The sequence below is a fragment of the Streptomyces cyaneofuscatus genome, assembly GCF_000718135.1.
In the GTDB taxonomy this organism is placed as follows: Bacteria; Actinomycetota; Actinomycetes; order Streptomycetales; family Streptomycetaceae; genus Streptomyces; species Streptomyces cyaneofuscatus.
The window spans coordinates 23546-43623 of sequence record NZ_JOEM01000013.1 but is presented as its reverse complement, the minus strand read 5'-3'; the positions used below and the strand labels follow the sequence as shown (position 1 = coordinate 43623).

Annotated in this window: 14 protein-coding genes; 6 read left to right on the top strand and 8 right to left on the bottom strand. The window is 71.4% G+C overall.

The features are described from left to right. Positions 1 to 21: 21 nt before the first annotated feature. From IF17_RS01000000136610 to IF17_RS0121380, 3 genes are read left to right on the top strand one after another with little or no spacing between them, the layout of a single operon-like run. Positions 22 to 1752 carry a hypothetical protein gene (locus IF17_RS01000000136610; protein WP_244890527.1) on the top strand — a complete coding sequence of 577 codons (1731 nt, stop codon included), beginning with the start codon at positions 22 to 24 and terminating at the stop codon, positions 1750 to 1752. An 11-nt stretch (positions 1753 to 1763) separates the two neighbouring features. Then, the gene (locus IF17_RS1000000139855) at positions 1764 to 2207 is read left to right on the top strand and encodes a hypothetical protein (protein WP_244890526.1); all 444 of its coding nucleotides are present in this window, start codon (positions 1764 to 1766) and stop codon (positions 2205 to 2207) included. Further along, complete coding sequence (locus IF17_RS0121380; protein ID WP_030568317.1) at positions 2207 to 2752, top strand: hypothetical protein; 546 nt, start codon at positions 2207 to 2209, stop codon at positions 2750 to 2752. The genes IF17_RS1000000139855 and IF17_RS0121380 overlap by 1 nt, the downstream gene beginning before the upstream one ends. A 52-nt stretch (positions 2753 to 2804) precedes the next feature. On the opposite strand, the gene IF17_RS0121375 is transcribed toward IF17_RS0121380, so the two are convergent. Further along, a complete protein-coding gene (locus tag IF17_RS0121375) occupies positions 2805 to 5393 on the bottom strand; it encodes a bifunctional FO biosynthesis protein CofGH (protein WP_030568315.1) in 2589 nt (862 codons plus the stop codon). 149 nt (positions 5394 to 5542) lie between these two features. On the opposite strand from IF17_RS0121375, the gene IF17_RS0121370 reads away from it, so the two are divergent. Next, entirely contained in the window at positions 5543 to 6289 is a 747-nt protein-coding gene (locus IF17_RS0121370) for an HAD family hydrolase (protein ID WP_030568313.1), read from the top strand. Positions 6290 to 6349: 60 nt separating this feature from the next. Here the strand turns inward: IF17_RS0121370 and IF17_RS0121365 are convergent, their stop codons facing one another. The 4 genes from IF17_RS0121365 to IF17_RS0121350 form a co-directional block, all read right to left on the bottom strand. Next, positions 6350 to 9826, bottom strand: coding sequence for a hypothetical protein (locus IF17_RS0121365; protein WP_030568311.1), 3477 nt, complete (start codon positions 9824 to 9826; stop codon positions 6350 to 6352). Between the two features lie 363 nt (positions 9827 to 10189). Beyond that, positions 10190 to 11323, bottom strand: coding sequence for a PQQ-dependent sugar dehydrogenase (locus IF17_RS0121360; protein WP_030568309.1), 1134 nt, complete (start codon positions 11321 to 11323; stop codon positions 10190 to 10192). 186 nt (positions 11324 to 11509) lie between these two features. Beyond that, positions 11510 to 12994: a peptidoglycan D,D-transpeptidase FtsI family protein gene (locus IF17_RS0121355; RefSeq protein ID WP_030568307.1), complete on the bottom strand. Its 1485-nt coding sequence runs from the start codon at positions 12992 to 12994 to the stop codon at positions 11510 to 11512. Between the two features lie 147 nt (positions 12995 to 13141). Then, entirely contained in the window at positions 13142 to 13987 is an 846-nt protein-coding gene (locus tag IF17_RS0121350; RefSeq protein ID WP_030568305.1) for an LLM class F420-dependent oxidoreductase, read from the bottom strand. A 120-nt stretch (positions 13988 to 14107) separates the two neighbouring features. Between IF17_RS0121350 and IF17_RS0121345 the strand changes: the two genes are divergently transcribed. Further along, positions 14108 to 14563 carry an SEL1-like repeat protein gene (locus tag IF17_RS0121345; RefSeq protein WP_032772361.1) on the top strand — a complete coding sequence of 152 codons (456 nt, stop codon included), beginning with the start codon at positions 14108 to 14110 and terminating at the stop codon, positions 14561 to 14563. Between the two features lie 60 nt (positions 14564 to 14623). Here IF17_RS0121345 and IF17_RS0121340 read toward each other — a convergent pair whose 3' ends face one another. The 3 genes from IF17_RS0121340 to IF17_RS01000000136600 form a co-directional block, all read right to left on the bottom strand. Continuing rightward, positions 14624 to 15829: a hypothetical protein gene (locus IF17_RS0121340; RefSeq protein WP_030568302.1), complete on the bottom strand. Its 1206-nt coding sequence runs from the start codon at positions 15827 to 15829 to the stop codon at positions 14624 to 14626. Positions 15830 to 15985: 156 nt separating this feature from the next. After that, positions 15986 to 16246: a hypothetical protein gene (locus IF17_RS0121335; RefSeq protein ID WP_030568300.1), complete on the bottom strand. Its 261-nt coding sequence runs from the start codon at positions 16244 to 16246 to the stop codon at positions 15986 to 15988. Between the two features lie 136 nt (positions 16247 to 16382). Further along, positions 16383 to 19199, bottom strand: coding sequence for a GNAT family N-acetyltransferase (locus IF17_RS01000000136600; protein WP_078615984.1), 2817 nt, complete (start codon positions 19197 to 19199; stop codon positions 16383 to 16385). Between the two features lie 124 nt (positions 19200 to 19323). Here IF17_RS01000000136600 and IF17_RS0121325 point away from each other — a divergent pair, with 124 nt between their 5' ends. Then, complete coding sequence (locus IF17_RS0121325; protein ID WP_030568296.1) at positions 19324 to 20052, top strand: siderophore-interacting protein; 729 nt, start codon at positions 19324 to 19326, stop codon at positions 20050 to 20052. Positions 20053 to 20078: the final 26 nt, after the last annotated feature.

The following is a 20078-nucleotide window of genomic DNA, read 5'->3' as shown; positions in this document are numbered from 1 at the left end:
CGAACCACGGGGGCGAACGGCATGGTCACCTTCCAAGAGCTCAACGATCTGCGGCTGGGCAAGCTCCAGGCTGCGGTGACGGACTGGCAGGCGATGATCGACAAGTTGGTCAAGGTGGCCGACGGCGGTGGCGGCGCGGTCAGCGCGGCGGACATGGACCGCAAGGCCAAGGCGGCCGACTGGAAGGGGCAGAACGCGACGGTGACCAAGGACTTCGTCACCGTCACGGCGCGGGAGTTCGGCGACGTCGTCACCGTCGCACGGAGTGTGCACACGATCCTGAGCGGCGCGCACAGCAAACTGACCGAGCACAAGAGCGACTTGGCGGACGCGGTGAGCCGGGCCGCCAAGAAGAACATCTACGTGAACGACAAGGGCATGGTGAATGCCGCCGTCCCCTCGCCGCAGGCGGCCGGGAACGCGAAGATCGAGCCGCCGACGCAGGCGGAGATCGACGCGGTGGCCAGGGAGATCAGCACCATCCTGACCGCGGCGGCCGAGACCGACAGCACGGCCGCCACGGCGCTGCGCTTCCACGCCAAGGACAAGCACGGATTCGAGTCGAACGGCTTCAAGAGCTTCGACGCGGCGCAGAAGTCCATCGACGACTCCGACGAGCTCATCGCCCTGGGCAAGCTGGACCCCAGCAAGATCGCCAACGAGCAGCTGGAACGCTTCAACGCCCTGCTGAAGGCCCACCCGAACGACCCCGTCTTTGCCGAACGCGTGGCCCTCGGCCTCGGCCCGGAAGGGACGCTGAAGTTCTTCGCCGGGGCCGTGGACCTGGACAGCTGGGAGAACCGCGACGGCGGGGCCACGGGCACGCGGGAGGACCGCGAGAAGCGCATGGAGCTGCTCGGCACGCTGGAGAAGCAGCTCGGCACCACGCTGGCCACCGCATCGCACTCCAACAGCGAGGGCATGGAGGCGTGGAAGGAGAAGGCCGTCGCCCTCGGCGGCGAGGACGTCGGCAACGGCAAGGGCACCAGCCAGACCCGCGTCTACGGGTTCCAGGCGATGAGCAACCTCATGCGCCACGGCAAGTACGAGGGCGAGTTCCTCAACGACTACGGCAACGCGCTCGTCAAGTTCGAGAAGGAGAACACCGGGGACGTCAAGGACCCGGGTCCCGGCGGCAAGCACCGGGAGGACGTGCTGCCCTGGGACAAGCTCCCGTCGTACGCGAAGATCGACCAGCTCCACTACGGGGAGAACAACGACGCCGGTACGGACCCGATGACCGGGTTCATGAAGGCGCTGGCCCACAACCCCGACGCGGCGACGGACTTCTTCAGCTCGACCGACCCGCAGGACAACGCCCAGCACGTCCTCAAGGACCGCAAGCCCTTCAACGACGTGGTGCCCGACTCCATGGGATACGGGAAGTCCGCGAGCGACTACACGGGCCCGAACGCGAGCTACGAGGCGACCGGTAACGCCCTCGTCGCAGCCGCGACCGGGGTCGACCCGGATGACAGGTCCGCGCGCCCCGTCGAACACACCGGACAGCACCGGCAGGTGCTCGACAGCTCGCTCAAGTACCTCGCGGAGCGGGGCGACGACTTCCCCGCCGCGATGCGGGACGACATGGCGATCGTCCTGACGAACCACGGGGACGTGGTGCACCACTCCGCCAGTGCGCTGGCCGACGACCCCAAGGACGCGAGGCTGCTGGACCGGGACCAGCTGCTGGAGGTCTCGAAGCAGGTCTCCCGCGACCAGAACTCCTACGGCATGTTAACGAGGGTCTGAACCAGGAAATCGTGAGGGACATCCGCGAAAACAACGCGGAGGACCCGAACGAGACCCTGCTGCGCGCGGGCGGCACCGTCGGGTTCCTCGAACAGGCACGGTACCAAGCCCTGGTGACCGACAAGGACGACCCCACGTGGGATGCGAAGTGGATGTACCACGGATTCGGCAGCATCGTGAACTTCGTGCCGGGGGTCGGTGACATCGCGCAGCGTGGCGTCGACGCGGTGACCTACGAGTGGCAGCAGCAGGAACAGAAGCGGATCGACACGATCCAGCAGCAGGAGAACGAAAAGACCTTCGTCGGCAGGGAGCGGCAGCTGCAAGCGCTCGCTGACGCCTGGATCAAGGCCAATCCCGACCACGGCAGTAGCCGGTTCGTCATCACCGGCGAGATCAACGGTGCAGCCTACGATGCGAACAGTCGGGTCAAGGGCCTCAAGGGAGGAGGGTGATGCGAACCACGCGGAAGGACCTCACCATGCCCGCGCGCGGTGCCGCACTGCTCGCGGCGGTCGCGGTCGGGTCGGCAGGGTGCAGCTCCCAGAAGACGTTCGAGGTCTCGGAGCTGTGCGGGAGGAAAGTGGACTCCGCCCTCGTCGCCCCGTTCCTTCCGGAAGGCGAGAAACTGAAGGTCGACGACGGTATCTCCGCTCCGGAGCAACCGCGCTGCCAGGTGTACGTGGACGGCAAGCTCTCCCTCTACGTGCGGGGCAACGTGGAGGAGCCCGACTTCGACCTGCTGAAGGCCACGGAGCGGAGTATGCGGCGGCTGGGCAACCCTGCACCAGCCGACGGCATCGGTGACGGCGCCACCGTCGCGGACCACGGAGCGATGGCCGTGCAGGCGTGCACGTACAAAGGGAAGAAGAGCCAGTACATTCTGGAAATCGACGGGGTGGACAACCCGAAGGACATCGTCGAACGCCGTGAGGCCCTCGTAAAGCTCCTGCGAGCCCACCTGCCCGTCATCATGGCGGCAGAGGGCTGCCACCCGTAGTGGGGGAAGGGGGACGGCCCCGGCCCGCGCCCGCCTTCCCCTCCCACACCCCTCAGCCCGGCACCACCGGCAGCAGCTCCGGTAGGTGGCCGTCCGAGGCCGTGGCCGCTGCGACCCGTTCGGCCGGGACCTCGCCGTACAGCGTCGTGCGGGGGCGGGACGGGCGGCCGGCCAGGTCGGCGATCTCCTGCAAGCCCTGGATGGAGCGGTACGAGCCGTAACTCGACCCCGCCATACGGGAGATGGTCTCCTCCATCAGCGTGCCGCCCAGGTCGTTCGCGCCCGAGCGGAGCATTTCCGCCGCACCCTCCGTGCCGAGCTTCACCCAGCTCGTCTGGATGTTGGTGATGTGGGGGTGCAGGAGGAGCCTCGCCATCGCCGTGACGGCCCGGTTGTCGCGGTCCGTCGGGCCCGGGCGGGCGATGCCGGCCAGGTAGACCGGGGCGTTGGTGTGGATGAAGGGGAGCGTGACGAACTCCGTCAAGCCGCCGGTCTCCTGCTGGAGTTGAGCCAGCGTGCGGAAGTGGCCCAGCCAGTGGCGGGGCTGGTCCACGTGCCCGTACATCATCGTCGAGGACGAGCGCAGGCCCACCTCGTGCGCCGTCCTGATGACCTCCAGCCAGGTGGCCGTGGGCAGCTTGCCCTTGGTGAGGACCCAGCGGACCTCGTCGTCCAGGATCTCCGCCGCCGTACCGGGGATCGAGTCGAGTCCCGCCTCCTTGGCCGCCGTCAGCCAGTCGCGGATCGACATGCCGGTGCGGGTCGCGCCGTTGACGACCTCCATGGGCGAGAACGCGTGGACGTGCATGCCGGGGACGCGCTCCTTCACCGCCCGCGCGATGTCGAAGTACGCCGTGCCCGGCAGGTCCGGGTGGATGCCGCCCTGCATGCAGACCTCGACCGCGCCCACATCCCACGCCTGCGCCGCCCGGTCCGCGACCTGGTCCAGGGAGAGCGTGTACGCGTCGGCGTCCGTGCGGCGCTGGGCGAAGGCGCAGAAGCGGCAGCCGGTGTAGCAGACGTTGGTGAAGTTGATGTTCCGCGTGACGATGTACGTGACCTCGTCACCGACCACGTCCCGGCGCAGCGCATCCGCGATCCGGCACAGCTCGTCCAGCGCCGGGCCGTCCGCGTGGAGCAGGGCGAGGGCCTGGTCGTCGGTGAGCTTCGTCGGGTCGTCGGCGGCCTGGCTGAGTGCCTGCCGTACGTCGGCGTCGATCCGGGACGGGACCATGCCGGGCGCCGCCGCCTCCCGGAGCGCCTCCCAGTCCCCGTACACCTCGTCGAAGTCGTCACGGCGGTCGCCGGTGCGGCCCTCGGTGTCGATCGTGGTGTGCAGGTCGGTGCGGCCGGAGGAGGTGAAGCCCTCGTCCGGCTCCTGCCAGGGCAGACCGACGGGGAGCGCGTCCTCGCGGGCCAGGCCCGTCTCCGGGTCGGCCAGGGCCCGGACGTGCGGGAGGAGGCGGGGGTCGAGCCAGGGCTCCCCGCGCTGAATGAACTCCGGGTAGATGGTGAGGCGTTCGCGGAGAGTGAAGCCCGACTCGGCGGTCTTCGCGGCCAGTTCGTCGATGTGCGGCCAGGGGCGTTCCGGGTTCACATGGTCGGGGGTGAGCGGGGACACCCCGCCCCAGTCGTCGATGCCCGCGCCGATGAGGAGCGCGTACTCGGCGTCCACCAGGTTCGGCGGGGCCTGGATGCGGGCCGAGGGGCCGAGGATGTGCCGGGCCACCGCGATGGCGGCGGCCAGCTCCTCCAGCTCCGCGTCCGGCATCCCGCGCATCGCCGTGTCCGGCTTGGCGCGGAAGTTCTGCACGATGACTTCCTGGATGCCGTGGTAGGCGCGGGCCGTCTTGCGCAGCTCGAAGAGGGAGTCGGCGCGCTCCTCGTACGACTCGCCGATACCGATCAGGATGCCGGTGGTGAAGGGCACGTTGGAGCGGCCCGCGTCCTCCAGGACCCGGAGCCGTACGGCCGGTTCCTTGTCCGGGGAGCCGTGGTGCGGGCCGCCCGGCTCGGACCACAGGCGGGTCGCCGTCGTCTCCAGCATCATCCCCATGGAGGGCGCCACGGGCTTGAGCCGCTGGAGGTCGGTCCAGGTCATCACGCCCGGGTTGAGGTGGGGCAGCAGGCCCGTCTCCTCCAGGACCCGGATCGCCATCGCCCGTACGTACGCGAGGGTGTCGTCGTACCCCTCCGCCTCCAGCCACTCCCGTGCCTCGGGCCAACGGTCCTCGGGGCGGTCGCCGAGGGTGAACAGCGCTTCCTTGCAGCCCATCGCCGCGCCGTCACGGGCGATCTTCAGCACCTCGTCGGGCGAGAGGAACATCCCGTGGCCCGCGCGGCGGAGCTTGCCGGGGACGGTGACGAAGGTGCAGTAGTGGCACTTGTCACGGCAGAGGCGGGTGAGGGGGATGAAGACCTTGCGCGAGTACGTGATTACGCCCGGCCGGCCCGCCGCCGCCAGGCCCGCGTCCCGGACCCGGGCGGCGGACGCCGCGAGGTCCGTCAGATCGTCGCCGCGCGCCTGGAGCAGGACGGCGGCCTCGGTGACGTCGAGGGCGACACCGTCACGGGCGCGTTTGAGCGCGCGCCGCATGGCGTTGGAGGTGGGACGTCCGCTCTGAGGATCAGGATCGGTCATGAACCGAGCATACGAGCGAGGCGCGCGCACGGGACCAGGGCCCGGGGCCTCCGTGCGCGGGCCGCGGGGTACTCCTGGTCACTCGTGCGGGCCGACTCACCGAATGAGAGCCCTGGCACGGCATCCTCACGCCTAGTGTCGGCACGGTGATGGAAACGATCGTCCTCGGCATCGGCGAAACCCTCGTACGCGACGACCGCCACTGGGCCTCCTGGGCCAACTGGCTCGGCGTGCCCGCGCACACGCTCAGCGCGCTGGTGGGCGCGGCCGTCGCCCAGGGGCGTGACGCCACGGACGCGCTGCGGGTGCTGCGGCCGGACATGGACGTCGACGAGGCGTACCTCGCCCGGGCCGCCGCCGGGCGCGGTGAGCACCTCGACGAGTCGGACCTCTACCCGGACGTGCGGCCGGCGCTCGCGGAGCTGCGGGCGGCGGGAGTGCGGGTGGTCGTGGCGGGGAACGGGACGGTGCGGGCCGGGGAGTTGCTGCGGGCGCTGGACCTGCCGGCGGATCTGGTGGTGACCTCGGGCGAGTGGGGCGTACGGAAGCCGGATCCGGCGTTCTTCGCGCGGGTGGTGGAGGTGGCGGAGGCGGAGCCGTCGGCGACGCTGTACGTGGGCGATCACCCGGCGGACGACCTGTTCCCCGCCGCCGCGGCGGGGCTGCGGACGGCGCATCTGCGGCGGGGGGCGTACGGGCACTGGTGGGCGGAGCATCCGGATGTGGTGGGGGCGGCGGACTTCCGGGTCAACGCGTTGACGGAGCTGGTGGGGGTGGGCCTTTCCCCGGCCCGCCCGGCGGTGGGGGGCCACGCAGCCCGTCCGGCGTTTGAGGACGGAAGCGGGGCTGTGGGGGGCGGCCGACCTTCGAGGGTCTCGTACCTCAGGGGCCTCTGAGCGCCGGGCCCACCCCAGCAAGGGTTCCGTCCTCAAACGCCGGACGGGCTGGGGTGGGCGTCAGCGGGCGACCGCCTTGGTCGCCGCGCTCGTCGACGCGCCGCTCGCGTGGCCCGTGCGGTGCGCCGTGACCTTCACCGTGATCTTCTTCCCCCGCTGCGCCGCCTTCAGCGTCAGCTTCGACCCCGTCGCCTTCGCGATCGCCTTGCCGTTCGCGTACCACTGGTAGCTGTACGACGTCGGCTTCAGCGACCACTTGCCCGCACCGGCCGTCAGCTTGGCGCCCACCTTCGCCTTGCCCGAGATCACCGGCTTCGCCGACGCCTTCGGTGCGTCACCCTTCGCGACCTTCACCGCCGCGCTGGTGGCGCTGCCACTGCTGTGGCCGGTCAGCGCCGCCGTGACGGTGACCGTCACCGTCTTGCCGAGCAGCTTCGCCGGGACGGTGTACGTCGCACCCGTCGCGCCCGCGATCGCCGTACCGTTCGCCTTCCACTGGTAGGTGTACGCCGTCGGCTTCGGCGCCCATGTGCCCTTCCCGGCCGTCAGCTTGGCGCCCACCTTCACCTTGCCGGAGATCACCGGCTTCGCCGACGCCTTCGGTGCGTCACCCTTGGCGACCGTGACCGCCGCCGACGTGCTCTGGCCGTCCGGGTGGCCGCTGCGGCGGGCGGTGACGGTGACCGTGATCTTCTTGGCGAGCAGCTTCGCCGGGACGGTGTACGTGGCTCCGGTCGCGCCCGCGATCGCCGTACCGTCCGCCTTCCACTGGTACGCGTACGAGGACGGCGCCGCCGTCCAGGACCCGGTGCCCGCCGTCAGCTTCGCCCCGACCTTCGCCTGGCCGCTGATCACCGGGGGCTTGGTGCTCGTCAACGGGGCGGCGGTGACCGTGAACGGATTCCGCAGGTACTGCACTCCGTTGTGGGTGATGACGCTGAGGGACCAGGTGCCCGTCGGGACGCCGGTCAGGTCGAGGACCGCCGTGAGCGTCCTGCGGTCGGCGGAGACGGCGGTGGTCTTCGCCTCGATCTCCTTGCCGTTGACGTAGAGCTGCACGACGTCCTCCTCGTGCAGCGCCGTGCCCGTCACCGTCACCGTGACCCTGCTGCCGGCCGCGCCCGTCGCCGGGCTCACCGTGCCGATGGTGACCTGCTCGGTGCCGCAGCGGAAGATGGAACAGACGGCCTTGGCCTGGTACGAGGTCTTCGCCGCGGTCTCCGGCAGCGAGAGGACCAGCGTGCTCGGCGTGACCTCCTTCGTGTAGGGCTCGGACACACCGCAGTGGTAGCCGCCGGGGATGTGCAGCGCGCAGCCGTTGCCGAGGCTGGGGTCGTACAACGAGGGCACGGCGGTCTCTTCGGCGCCCGTCGTGTCGCTGATCTCCATCTGGAAGCGGTCACTGTAGGCGGTGGGCAGCACCGCGCAGAACGTGCTGCGCGCCTCGTCGAGGGTGCCGGTGACGGGGCCGTATCCGTAACTCACATTCGGGACCCGTACGCAGCCCTCGGCGGGGCCGGTGGCGGTAGCAATACGTACGGCGTCGAAGCGGTAGTCGGGGGCCGCCTTCAGCCCGGTGCGTACGGTGACCAGGACCTGGTAGCTGGTGGAGCCGGTGACCGCGCACGCCTGGTTCCTGTTGCACAGCGCGGTACCGTCCGCGTCGTAGGCCACGACGTTGGCCGTGCCCAGGGCGTCACGGACATCGAGGTGCACGACGTCCTCGGCGTCGGCCGTGGTCACCCGACGGCAGCGCAGGTCGCCCGGCGCTCCCATCACACCGGCCGAGGAGGCGCCGCCGACCTTCGTCGCCGGATTCGGTGTGCAGCCCTTCGCCGTCGCGGTGACGTCGCGGCGGGTCAGGGTGTACGAGGCGTCGGCGTCGCGGCCGTTGACGAGCACGGTGTGCTCGGCGCCCGGAGCCATGGCGCAGGTCGTCCAGGTGGAGAGCGCGGAGTAGGTCGCGCAGACCTTCTCCCCGTCCTGGTCCAGCACGGTGAAGTCGGCGCCGTACCGCGTCCCGGGCGCCGCCTGGATCTGGATGTTCTCCCTCGCGCTGTGCGCGTCGGCGGGGATGCTGAAGCACTGCGAGAAGACACCGCCGCCCATGGTCACCCGGGCCGATGCGCTCTGCGCGGTGAAGTCACCGGCCGGGAGCACCGGGCAGCCGCTCGCGGCGTCGGTGCGGTGCAGCGCGACGGCGTAGGGACCGGTCGCCGGGTCGGCGCTGTCGGTGGAGGCCTGGAGCCGGAACGGCGCGGTGCCGGTCAGGGCGCAGGTGCCGTCCGACAGGCCGTCGCTGCCGCACACGTAGGCGCCCCGGGCGTCGAACAGCGTCAGGTCGGGGCGCGGCGCGGGCCCGGAGAGCGGTGTCAGCGCGGCCAGCCGGGCTCCGGCGGGGAGCGGCAGCAGGACGCAGTCGATCTCACCGGCCGAAGCGAAGGTGGAGCGGTACAGGCCGAGCTCGGCGCTCTCGCAGCCGGCGGCCGAGGCGCGGTCGAGGATCAGCGTGGCGTCGTGGGTGTGGACGGTGTAGTCACCGGCGGCAGGGAGTTCGCAGCCGTTCCAGGGGGAGCAGACCGTCTTGCCCGCGCGGTCGTAGACCTTGAGCTTCGTACGGGAGGAGTCGACGCCGTACACCTCGTACGGGCCCGCGTGCGGGGCGGTGAAGGTCTTGCAGCCGGACGCCGGAGTCGCCTTGGTGGGCGCGGAGTTGTAGGTGTTGAGGGGGACGTGGGTGCAGCCGACCGGGTCGGAGATCCGGCGGACCTTCAGCGTGTACTCGGCGGGGAAGCCGCCCTCCGCGTTGGTGACCTGGGTCAGGACACGGTAGGGGCCGTTGCCGGGGAGCACACAGCCGTCGTTGTCGTCCTCGCGGCGGCTCGGGCAGATCCGGGCGCCGGTCCCGTCGGTGATCCAGGAGGTGCTCTGGCCGTATCCGGTGGTCGTGACGGTGTTGGTGAGCCGCTCGCCCGGCTTCGCGTCCAGCCGCGCGCACTGCACGGCCGTGGGGGCGGTGGCCCGGGCGACGAAGGGTGCGCTGTTCCCGTCGGTGGGGACCTGTGCCGTGCATCCCTCGTCCGTGGCGAGCGGGGTGAGGGCGAAGGTGACGGTGCTGGGGTCCCAGCTGTTCGTCAGTCGCAGCGTGAACGCGCCGGTGCGCTCCAGGCGGCACCAGCCGGCGCCCCAGTCAGTGTCGTAGCAGTCGACCTGCTCCTCACCGTCGTGGACGGTGATCGTCACCTCGTTCCCTCCGGACTTCACGAGCCGGTGCAGGCCCGGCTTCTCGACCGTGAAGGTGTAGCAGGCCGTGCCCTCGGCGGGGAGGGTGAGCGTGTTCCCCTCCGGGGCGGCCTCGCCGAACGCGGAGAGCGGGAAGGCCGGGCAGTCCTCGGTGGCGGCCGGCGGGGCCGACGGGGCCGGGGGGTTCGCCTGGGCCGTTCCCATGGGGGCCAGGAGGGAGAGCAGGACGGTGAGCGCGAGCAGGAGCGCGGTGTACGCCGCGGATCTCGCGGTCGTACAGAGGTGGCGTGGCATGGGTCCGTTCCCCCCGGAGCGGTGAGTTGTGAGCGCCGCGTGAAGGGGGCGCACGTGATGATCGCACAAGGTGTGGGGCCGGGGGCATGTCAATTCTCGGGCCGACCCACCCAGCCCGTCCGGCGTGCGAGCACGGAAGCGGGCCACCACCCAGCCCGTCCGGCGTTTGAGGACGGACCCGTGTCCGTGGGGGGCCAGGCACCTGCGAGGGTCTCGCGCACGAGGAGCCCGAGAACAGCGCGGGCCCACCCCAGCAAGGGTTCCGTCCTCAAACGCCGGACGGGCTGGGGTGGGCCCGGGTTCGCCCTCAAACGCCGGACGGGCTGAAGGGGTGGGCCCGGTGTGCCGGAAGGGGGGGCGCCCCTACGCCGGGTCCAGGCGGGAGACCGCGCCGCCTATCGCCAGCACGTACAGCTCCCCGTCACCCGCCTCCACGAACGAGATCACCTCGCCGCCCTGGACCCCCAGGTCGCCCTCCTCCGTCACCGCGCCGTCCTCGATGCGCAGCGTGCGGAGCGTGCCGTCGCAGTAGTCGCTGTAGACGTAGCTCCCCGCCAGGCCCTCGATCGCCTCGCCCCGGTAGACGAAGCCGCCCGTCACCGAGCAGCCCAGGCCGCTGCGGTCGTACTCGTGGACCGGGGGCACATGGTTCGCCGGCTCCGTGCCGCCGCGGAACGGGTGGTTGCCCTCCATCGAGGACCAGCCGTAGTTCTCGCCGCCCTTGCTGCTCGCGGGGGCCCAGTCGATCTCCTCCCACTCGCTCTGGCCGACGTCGCCGATGAGCAGGTCGCCCGTGCCCGCGTCGAAGGAGAACCGCCACGGGTTGCGGAGCCCGTACGCCCAGATCTCGTCCTTCGCGCCCTCCTCCGCCACGAACGGGTTGTCGGACGGGATGGCGTACGGCTCCCCGCCGGTCGGGTCGATGCGGAGGATCTTGCCGAGCAGCGTGTCCAGGTTCTGGCCGTTGCCGTGCGGGTCGCCGCCCGAGCCGCCGTCGCCGAACGCGATGTAGAGGTAGCCGTCGGGGCCGAACTTGATGTCGCCGCCGTTGTGGTTCGGGTACGGCTGCTCCTGGGTGAGGACCGTGCGCCGGGTTTCCGGCTGGAGTTCGCCGTCCGCCACCGCGAACTCGTCGATGGTGCTGGTGCCTTCGAGGTCCGTGTACGAGATGTAGAAGTGCGCGAACTCCGGGTCGAACGCCACGCCCAGCAGGCCGCGTTCACCGTCGGTGGTGGTCTCGTCGGAGATGTCGAGGACCGGGTCACCCAGACCGTAGTCGCCCAACACCCGCACCGTTCCGGACCGTTCGGCTATCCAGACCTTGCCGTCCGGTCCGGCCGCGCCGGCCGACGGGCCCTGCGCGCGGGCCACTTCCGTCAGCACCACCTGCGCCGAGGGCTCTTCTGCCGACGCCGTGGTCAGCGTCAGGGGCAGGGTCAGGGTCGCTGCGAGGAAAAGTGCGCCGATGATCGCCGAGCTTCTGGTGCGAACTTTCACCGTGGCCTCCTGGAGGCGGCGAGTGGGGGAGTTCACCCTGGCTGCTCGGGGCAGAGTTCGGTGGGGGTGCCCGCGCCAGCATGCAACCGGGGTGGGGGGCGTGTGCCACTGGCTACGGATGAGAGTACGAGGGCTGGAGGGCATTGGCCTAGGCCAATGCACCGGCCAATTCCGGCGCCCAGCAGGCTACTTGCCCAGCGCCGCCTCCATCACCTTCTTCGCGATCGGGGCACCGAGGCGGCCGCCGGAGATGTCGGAGCGGGAGATGTCCATGTCCGTCGGGTCGATGAAGACGGCGACGGCGACCGACCGGCCGTCGTCCGTCTTGGCGTAGCTGACGAACCAGCCGTACGGGACCTCGTCGCGCACGTTCACCCCGCGCTGGGCGGTGCCCGTCTTGCCGCCGACCGTCACCCCGTCGATCAGGGCGCGCTGCGCGCTGCCCTCCTTCGCGGTGTGCTCCATCATCTCCTGGACCTTCTTCGCCGTCTCGGGCGAGACGGCCTGGCTCATCTCCGCCGGGTTGTTCGTCTCCAGCGTGGACAGGTCCGGGCCCTTCAGCTCCTCCACGATGTACGGCTGCATCAGCTTGCCGTCGTTGGCGAGCGCCGCGGTCACCATCGCCATCTGCATCGGGGTGCTCGTCAGGCTGCCCTGGCCCATGCCGGTGAGGGCCGTGCCGGGCTTGTCGAGCTCGGCCGGGTAGAGGCTCTTCGTGGCGAGCATGTCGCCGAACTCCTCCGCGTACACGTCCTCGTTGAAGCCGAACTTCTCCGCCGTCTCCCGCATCCGGTCCTCGCCCAGCTCGGCCGCCGCGTCGAGGAAGACGTTGTTGCAGGAGTACTGCATGGCAGTCTTCATGGACGCCTTGTTGCAGATGCCGTCCCCCGCCTCGCTGCCGATCTTGTTGCGGGAGAGCGGCAGCGGATACGGCGAGACCGCCTTCGTCGGCGCGTCCACGTCCGAGACGACGCCGTGCTCCAGCGCCGCCGCGGCCGTGAGGATCTTGAAGGTCGAGCCGGGCGGGAACGTCTCGCGCAGCGGGCGGTTGGCCAGCGGCTTGGCCTTGTCGTCGAGGAGCTTCTTGAAGCGGTCGCTCTCCTTGAACGAGATCCCGGCGAAGACCCCGGGGTCGTACGAAGGCGTCGAGACCAGGGCCAGCACCTTGCCGGTGCTCGGCTCCAGGGCGACGACCGCGCCCCGGGCGCCCAGGTCGGTCAGCCCCTTGTAGCCCGCCTTCTGCGCCTTCGGGTCGATCGTGGTGATCACGCTGCCGCCGCGCCTCGGCTGCCCGGTGAGGACGTCCTTGGCGTGCCGGAAGGCGAAGCGGTCGTCCTGGCCGCTGAGGACGCTGTCGTACGTCCGCTCCAGCAGCGAGGTGCCCTGGGCCTGAGAGGCGTACCCGGTGACGGGCGCGTACATCGGGCCCTCCTTCCAGGTGCGCCGGAAGGTGTAGTCCCTGCTCTCGGTCTCCTTCGAGCCGGTGATCGCCTTGCCGCCGACGATGATGTCGCCGCGCGGGGTGGCGAACCGCTCGAACCGGACCCGGTGGTTCTTCTCGTGCTGGGACAGCTCCACGCGGTCGACCTGCTGCAGCCAGTTCGCCCGCAGCAGCAGCCCCAGCATCAGGAGCCCGCAGAAGATGGCTATGTGCCGCAACGGCCTGTTCATTCCACTCCCCACCCAGGCGGGCCCCCCGCCCGCACGCCCGAAAGCACGTACGGGCGGTGCCCACGTTTGCGATCCCCCGAGGGTAAGGATGCCCTGTCGGCGCCCCCGGTTGCACGGGGCGGCCTCATGGACGCCCCGAGAGGCGTCTCAGAGGAACGCCGCGTATCCGTCCAGGACCCGCAGCACCTCCCGCTCACCGGCCGGGGGCAGCTGGAGTACGACCTCCTCGATGCCCAGCTCCGCGTAGTGCGCGAGCTTCCCGGCGTCGGGGAGGACGGCGTACGGCACCACCTGGAGCTCCTTCGGGTCGCGCCCCGCCTCCTCCCAGGCCGCCCGCAGCTTCGGGACCGACTTTGTCAGGCCCCGGCCGCCGATCGGCAGCCAGCCGTCCGCGTGCTCCGCGATCGCCGCGAACAGCTTCGGGCCCGCCCCGCCGCCGATCAGCGTGCGCGGGCCGACGACGGTGCCGCGCGGCGCCTGAGCCGGCTTCGGGAACGCGAAGCTCGCCTGGACCGACCCGAACTCCCCCTCGTACGCCGTCGGTTCGGCCGACCACAGCGCCCGCATCAGCGCCATCCGGTCGCGCGCCAGCTCCCGGCGCGTGGACCACTCGACCCCGTGGTCGGCGGCCTCCTCCACGTTCCAGCCGTAGCCGACGCCGAGCGTGAACCGGCCGCCGGAGAGGTGGTCCAGGGTCGCCACCTGTTTGGCCAGGTCGACCGGGTCGTGCTGGGCGACCAGCGTGATCCCGGTGCCGAGCGTGATCCGTTCGGTGACGGCCGCCGCCTGGCCGAGCGCCACGAAGGGGTCCAGGGTGCGGCCGTACTCACGGGGCAGGTCACCGCCCGCCGGGTACGGGGTGCGGCGGCTCACCGGGATGTGGGTGTGCTCGGGCAGATAGAGCCCGGCGAACCCGCGCTGCTCCAGCTCGCGCGCCAGCCGCACGGGGGTCACCGTCTCGTCGGTGAGGAAGATGGTTGTGGCGATCCGCATCGAACACCTCCGTCGTCTGTACGGGGGGCCAAGGTATGCCGTACGCCCGAGAATTCCGAGACCGTGTCGGCCCTGGCCATAGCCTGAGACCAGGACTGCGGGAGAGGACGTGGGATGGGAATGGGACTGGGGTTCTTCCTGCTGCCCGCAGGCGGGGTGCTGAGCCTGACCGGTGTGTGGCTGGGCAGCGACACGCTGATCGGGCTGAGCTGGATCATGTGGGCGGCCGGCGTCCTGCTGCTGATCGCCCAGCGCTACCGCCGCCCGCCGGACCCCCGGCAGCTGGCCGTCGCCGCTGCCGCCGGGGACGCCCACGCCGTACGGGGGCTGCGCACGCTCGCCCTGGACGCGCGGAGCCAGGGGCGGCCGGACGCCGCCGAGCGGATGCTGCGGCAGGCGGTGAAGGCCGGGGACGTGGAGTCGATGTGGGAGCTGGGCCGGCTGGTCCAGGAGCGCGAGGGTCTCGCGGCGGCGGAGCCGTGGTTCCGGATGGCCGCCGGGCGCGGTCACGTCGTCGCCCGGCGGCTGTTCCGGGCGGGCGGCGAGCTGAACCGGGACGGGACGAGCCCTCTGTAGCCGCGTGTGCGACCACAGAGGGCTCAACCCTGCGGAGGGAGGGACCCTGCGGAGGGAGGGTCAGAACTTGCCGTAGCGGCCCGTCAGGTCCGCCTCCTGGCACAGGACCGAGCCGATCAGGCACGGCAGGCCGACGTACTTGCGGGTGTAGACGTTGGTGACCTTGCCGCCGTTGTAGATGTAGATGTGGTGGTTGGGCATCAGGCGGTGCTTGCCCGAGCGGATGGTCCAGTTGCCGCTCTTGGTCATGTTGATGGTGGCCGCGCCGCTGATGGCCCCCTTGACCCCGCCCAGCCCCTTGCAGAACGGGTTCGCGGCGTGCATGACGAACCGGATGTCCACGGAGTTCTTGCCCGACCCCAGCTTCTTGGCGGTCATGTGCTTGTCCGTGGCCGTCTTCGTGGCGACCTTCTTGCCGGTCGACTTCTTGTAGACGTGGGTGGGCTTGACCGACTTGTTGCCCACCACCTTCTTGTTGCTCCAGGTGACGGTGGCGTGCAGGGCCGCGCGGTACTTGTCCGACTTCCAGTCGAACTTGGAACGGCTGTCACCGCCGTACTGGTAGCCCTTCTTGTAGTCGCAGCCGGCCTTGGGGGCGTCCACCTTCTTGAACGGCAGGAACGCGACCCAGCTCAGCGTGGTGGTCTTGGCGGCGGCCGCCGCCTTGGCCTGCTGGACCGCCTGGCCGCGCAGCCCGGTGAGCGAACCGGAGGCCGGGACGGAGACGTTCATGCCCCAGGTTTTGGCCCCGGCGTGGCCGCCCTCGGGAAGGAGCGGAATGACCTGGTAGTCGTACTGGGCGCCCGGCTTGACGGCGGTGTCCCGGAAGGACTGCGCGCCCGCGCCCGGCCGGGCGATCTCCTTGCCGTCGCGGGTGATGACGTACTGGGCGTTCTCGGCGTAGGCCTTCCAGGACAGCTCCACGAAGCCCTGGCCGGCCGCGGAGGTGATGCCCTCGTCCGCCGACGAGGTGTCGACGACGGCGGTCTCGCCGGAGGCCGCCCGCGCGACGCCGAGGCCCTGCGCGTCGAGCGCCTTGCCCTGGGCGCTGTCCGCGGCGAAGCCGGTGACGTCCTTCAGCCCGCCGTACGACGTGGCGGACAGCTGCGACACGGCGAACGCCGGACCGGTCCGGTCGGAGGAGACCACGGAGGCCGGTCCGGAGGCGGAGCCCGAGGCGAGGGCGGTCGCCTGGAAGCCGCCCGCGACGAGCGCGAGCGGGGTCACGGACAGCGCGGTCACCTTGGCGAAACGCGAGAACTGCATGTATTTCCCTTCATCCCCGTCGACGCCACGGCCGAGGCCATGACATCGGGCGCCCTGATGTCAGGCACCTGTCATTGACCTTAGGAAGGGGGACAGAAGGGTTCAATTGCCTCTTGGGGCATTGCCCTTAAGGGCAATGCCCCAAGAGGCAACGGCTCAGAGGCCGCCGGTGTACGCGAAGAGGAAGAAGAGCGGGAGGAGCACGCCGACGGCACCGGCGGCGACGCCGATGTAGCACTGGGTCCGGTTGACCGGGACCCTGCTCACCAGACCGAGGACGCCGAAGGTGACCGCGAGAGCGCCGGCCAGGAGCGCGAAGACGGCGAGGAAGAAGGAGAGGATCACCGCGACGACGCCCAGGCCGACCGAGACGGGCGCATAGAGGGTGGCAGGGCTGTCGGTGGTTCCGGTGGCCATGGCGCTTCCCTTGTCGTGAGGTGTCTGCGTCGTCCTGTGTACGGGGGCGGGAGGCCTCCCGCCCCTCCCCATCATGGCATTCGCCGACGGCCCGTCCGGAGCGGCCCCTGAGCGCCGTACGGCAGGACCACGGCCCTCAGACCAGGCCCAGCGCCGCCCGGGTCAGGAACGCCAGCCTCGCTGTCTTCTCCGGCTTCTCGATCTCCGGGCCCAGCTCGAAGCCGACCCGGACCATCCGCGCGAGCGCCTTCTCGTTGCGGGCGTCCGGCTCGACGACGACCCGCAGGTGGGCCGGGTCGCTGAAGACGTAGCCGATGAACGCGGTGAGCAGGGCGTCGGTGTACCCCTTCACCGCGCCCTCGCCCTCGGCGGGCGCGATCAGCAGGTGGATGCCGAAGTCCCCGGGCTGGACGTCGTAGCACTCGCCCACCGGGTCGGCGTCCGGCTCGTACGTCTGGAAGAGCGCGGCCGGGACGCCGTCGCGCAGCGCCAGGTAGGCGTGGTGGGTGGGGAGCGAGTCGACGAACTCGTAGATCTCCCGGACCTGTTCGCGGGTGTGGTCGGCCATGCCCCAGAACCGGGCGCGCTCCTCGGTGACCCAGCCGTGCAGCAGCTCGGCGTCGGCCGCCGGGTCGACCGGGACGAGCCGGACGACGCCGAAGCCCTCGACCTTCTGCTCGTGGACGGCGGGGCGCAGGGCCGGGACGGTGGACGCGGCGGCCGCGGTGGGCTCGGGGGTGGTGGTCATGGTGGTGGTGCTCTCCTCGGTGCGGTGCAGCAGGTTCCAGTCCGTGGTGACGGGGGCCAGCCGGCCGCTCGCCCACAGTTCGCTCTGGTCGCGGTGGTGGGCGGAGCCCGGTACGCCGGACGCGCCGAACGGCACCACCCACAGGCTGTCCTCGCGGCGGGCCAGGTCCCAGACGTACCGGGCGGCGGGGCCCCGCGCGAAGAGGTCGGTGATGCCGGGGACGCTGGAGGTGGAGAGCACGCAGTCGTGGTCGCCCGCGAGCCCCGGCCACGCCTCCTCGGGGGTCGCGCCCGGCAGCGCCTGCCACGGGGAGACCCGGTGGACCTGGCCCCAGGGGCTCTCCGCCTGCGTGGCGGCCACCGCTTCGGCCGAGGCGGCGACGATCGCCAGCCGGTCCTCGTACGGGAGGAGTCCGACGGTGAGCAGGGCCTCCAGGGCGTAGCCGATCCGGGGGACGGCGGCGAGCCAGGGGCGGAAGAGCGGGGGGTAGGCGGGCGAGCGCCAGGGGTCGGCGTCGCCCGTGACGGGCCGCAGGGCGGGGTGGGCGGCCAGCCGGTGGACGACGTCGGCGCGCAGCCGGGAGTAGAGGGTGGCGTCGGCGCTGTCCGCGTCCATGTGGCGGTCCCAGAGCAGCAGCCGGTCCCGGAGGCGTTCGGCGTCGGGGCCGAGGTCCGGGGCCCAGGCGAGCAGGGAGAGGAGCTGCCGGGAGGAGGCGAGGCGCGTGTCGGTGTGGACGGCGGCCATGTCGGCGGACGACCAGGGCGGGCCGGTGAGCCCCCGCGCGCCCGCGCCGGGGGGCGTGCCGAGCAGCTCCCGTATGCGGCGGGCCCGGTGCGGGGGCGCGAACTCGATGCCGAGCGGGGCGGCGAGCCCGCGCTCGTTGGCCATCACGGCGGTGCCGGTGACGGGTTCGACCTCGGTACGGGGAGTGGGCTCGGCGCCCTCGCGCCAGGCGTACGCGGGGTCGTGCGCGGGGACGACCCGCAGCCGGTTCGCCTGCGGGCGCACGGGGACGTGTCCGGCGACCCGGTGCAGGGTGGCCCCGGTGGTGTCGGCGGCCAGGACCACGTTGACGGGTTCGACCCAGCCGTCGAGGGCGGTGTCGAGGTCGGCGACCGTACGGGCCCGGAGGAGCGCGGGGAGCACGTCGAAGCCAAGGTCACCCGAGACGCGGGGCGGGTAGCGGAGGCTGATGACGGGCGCGTCGGGGGCCTCACCCCCGGCCACTTCACCGGTCACGTCCCCGATGATCACCGGCCCCCGGCCCGTCTCCACGACCTCGACCGTCTCCGGCTCTCCCCCGGCCACCTCGACGGTCTCCGTGTGGGCGTGGACCGCGTACCAGCCGTCCGGCCCGAGCGCCTCCACGTCGCCGTCCGCCGTGCGGCGCAGCTGCTCGCGGTAGAGGTCCTGGTAGTCGGCCATCGCGTTGGTGATCGCCCAGGCGACGCCGCCCGCGTGTCCGAAGTGGGCGATGCCCGGGACGCCGGGGACGGCGAGGCCCACCACGTCGAACTCGGGGCAGGCGAGCCGGATCTGCTGGTAGACGCCCGGGTCCTCGATGAAGCGGTGCGGGTCGCCCGCGATCACCGGGGCGCCGGTGGTGGTGCGGGCGCCGGTGAGCAGCCAGCCGTTGGAGCCGGAGGTGCCGGGGCCGTCGGTGGCGAAGAGGGTCGCGCGGTCGTCGCCGAGCCTGCGGGCGACCTCTTCACGCCAGAGTTTGGTGGGGAACCCGGCGAAGAGGATGTGCGTGGAGAGCCAGACGCCGAGCGGGGTCCAGGGCTCCCAGCGGCCCGGGGCGAGCCCGGCGGCGGCGAACTCCGGCGCGCGGGCGGCCCCGTCGGCCAGGCCCGCGTTGACCCCGGCGACGTACGCGCTCACCCAGGCGGCGGTCTCGGGCGCGAGCCGGTCGTAGCAGCGGCGGGCGGTGTCGGCGAGCCGGGCCCGCCGGGCGAACCGGTCCCAGTCGACGACCTCCGCACCGAGGTACGCGGCGGTCGTGCCGAGCACCCGGTGGCGCTCGGTCTCCAGCTGCCAGGCGCGGTCCAGGGCGGCGTTGTGGCCCTGGGCGCGGGCGAGCGCGAGCGCGCTGCCGGCCTTCAGATGGGGTATCCCCCAGTCGTCCCGGAAGACTTCGAAGTCGTCCGCCGGCCCGTGGCCCGATCTGCCGTTCGGTCTCTCGCTGTCGACGTCAGCGGTCGTCATCGCTCTGCCTTCCCCTGTTCCCGGTGGTTTTCAGCCACTCCCCGGCCCCCAGAATTTAGGTTAGCCTAACCAAAGTGACCCTTTGGGCAGTGGGCCGGGGCACCAAGGGAGGGTGGGAGACACCGTGGGTCATGGCTGGGAAGGCGTCGTTCTCAAACTGTTCCGGGGACGGGATTTCACGTTCACCGTGACCGGCGCCGAGCAAGTCACCGACCGGTTCCGCCGGGTGCACGTGACCGATGGAGGGCTGCTCGCCGCGACCGGCGGGGCGCACCCGACGATGTGGGTGCGGCTCTGGTTCGAGAAGGACGGCAAACCGCACCAGCGCGCCTACACGCTGGTCGACCCGGACCCCGAGGCCGGCACCTTCAGTCTGGAATTCGCCCTCCATGAGGGCCCCGCCTGCGACTGGGCGAAAGAGACCAAAGCCGGCGACACGATCGACGCGACGCTCCAGGGCACCGGCTTCACGCTGCCCGACCCGGCGCCGAAGCGGCTCTTCGTGATCGGTGACCCGGCCGCGCTCCCGGCGATCAACTCGCTGCTGGACGCGATCCCTCAGACCCCGGCGACGATCTGGTTCGAGTCCTCCGACGAGGACGACCGGAAACTGCCGTTCCGCCTGGACGAGGCCCACCACACCCTGCACCACGTGGAGCGCCGCGAGGGCGGTGCGCACCTGGTCGCCGAGGTGAAGGCGGCCCTGCCGGGGCTGCTGGGGGACGACCACTCGGACGCGTACGTCTGGGTCGCCTGCGACACGTCGACCACCCGGACCCTGTCGGCCTACCTCCGCAAGGAGCTGGGCCTGCCCAAGGACCGGGTGAACGCGCTGGGTTACTGGCGCCCGTAACCCTGAAGAAGCCGGTACCGGAGACC

What these genes read in the sequence shown, in the direction of transcription:
- IF17_RS01000000136610 (WP_244890527.1), top strand. Translation starts at nt 22, where the DNA reads ATGGTCACCTTCCAAGAGCTCAACGATCTGCGGCTGGGCAAGCTCCAG.
- IF17_RS0121380 (WP_030568317.1), top strand. Translation starts at nt 2,207, where the DNA reads ATGCGAACCACGCGGAAGGACCTCACCATGCCCGCGCGCGGTGCCGCA.
- IF17_RS0121375 (WP_030568315.1), bottom strand. Translation starts at nt 5,393, where the DNA reads ATGACCGATCCTGATCCTCAGAGCGGACGTCCCACCTCCAACGCCATG.
- IF17_RS0121370 (WP_030568313.1), top strand. Translation starts at nt 5,543, where the DNA reads ATGGAAACGATCGTCCTCGGCATCGGCGAAACCCTCGTACGCGACGAC.
- IF17_RS0121365 (WP_030568311.1), bottom strand. Translation starts at nt 9,826, where the DNA reads ATGCCACGCCACCTCTGTACGACCGCGAGATCCGCGGCGTACACCGCG.
- IF17_RS0121355 (WP_030568307.1), bottom strand. Translation starts at nt 12,994, where the DNA reads ATGAACAGGCCGTTGCGGCACATAGCCATCTTCTGCGGGCTCCTGATG.
- IF17_RS0121350 (WP_030568305.1), bottom strand. Translation starts at nt 13,987, where the DNA reads ATGCGGATCGCCACAACCATCTTCCTCACCGACGAGACGGTGACCCCC.
- IF17_RS0121345 (WP_032772361.1), top strand. Translation starts at nt 14,108, where the DNA reads ATGGGACTGGGGTTCTTCCTGCTGCCCGCAGGCGGGGTGCTGAGCCTG.
- IF17_RS0121340 (WP_030568302.1), bottom strand. Translation starts at nt 15,829, where the DNA reads ATGCAGTTCTCGCGTTTCGCCAAGGTGACCGCGCTGTCCGTGACCCCG.
- IF17_RS0121335 (WP_030568300.1), bottom strand. Translation starts at nt 16,246, where the DNA reads ATGGCCACCGGAACCACCGACAGCCCTGCCACCCTCTATGCGCCCGTC.
- IF17_RS01000000136600 (WP_078615984.1), bottom strand. Translation starts at nt 19,199, where the DNA reads ATGACGACCGCTGACGTCGACAGCGAGAGACCGAACGGCAGATCGGGC.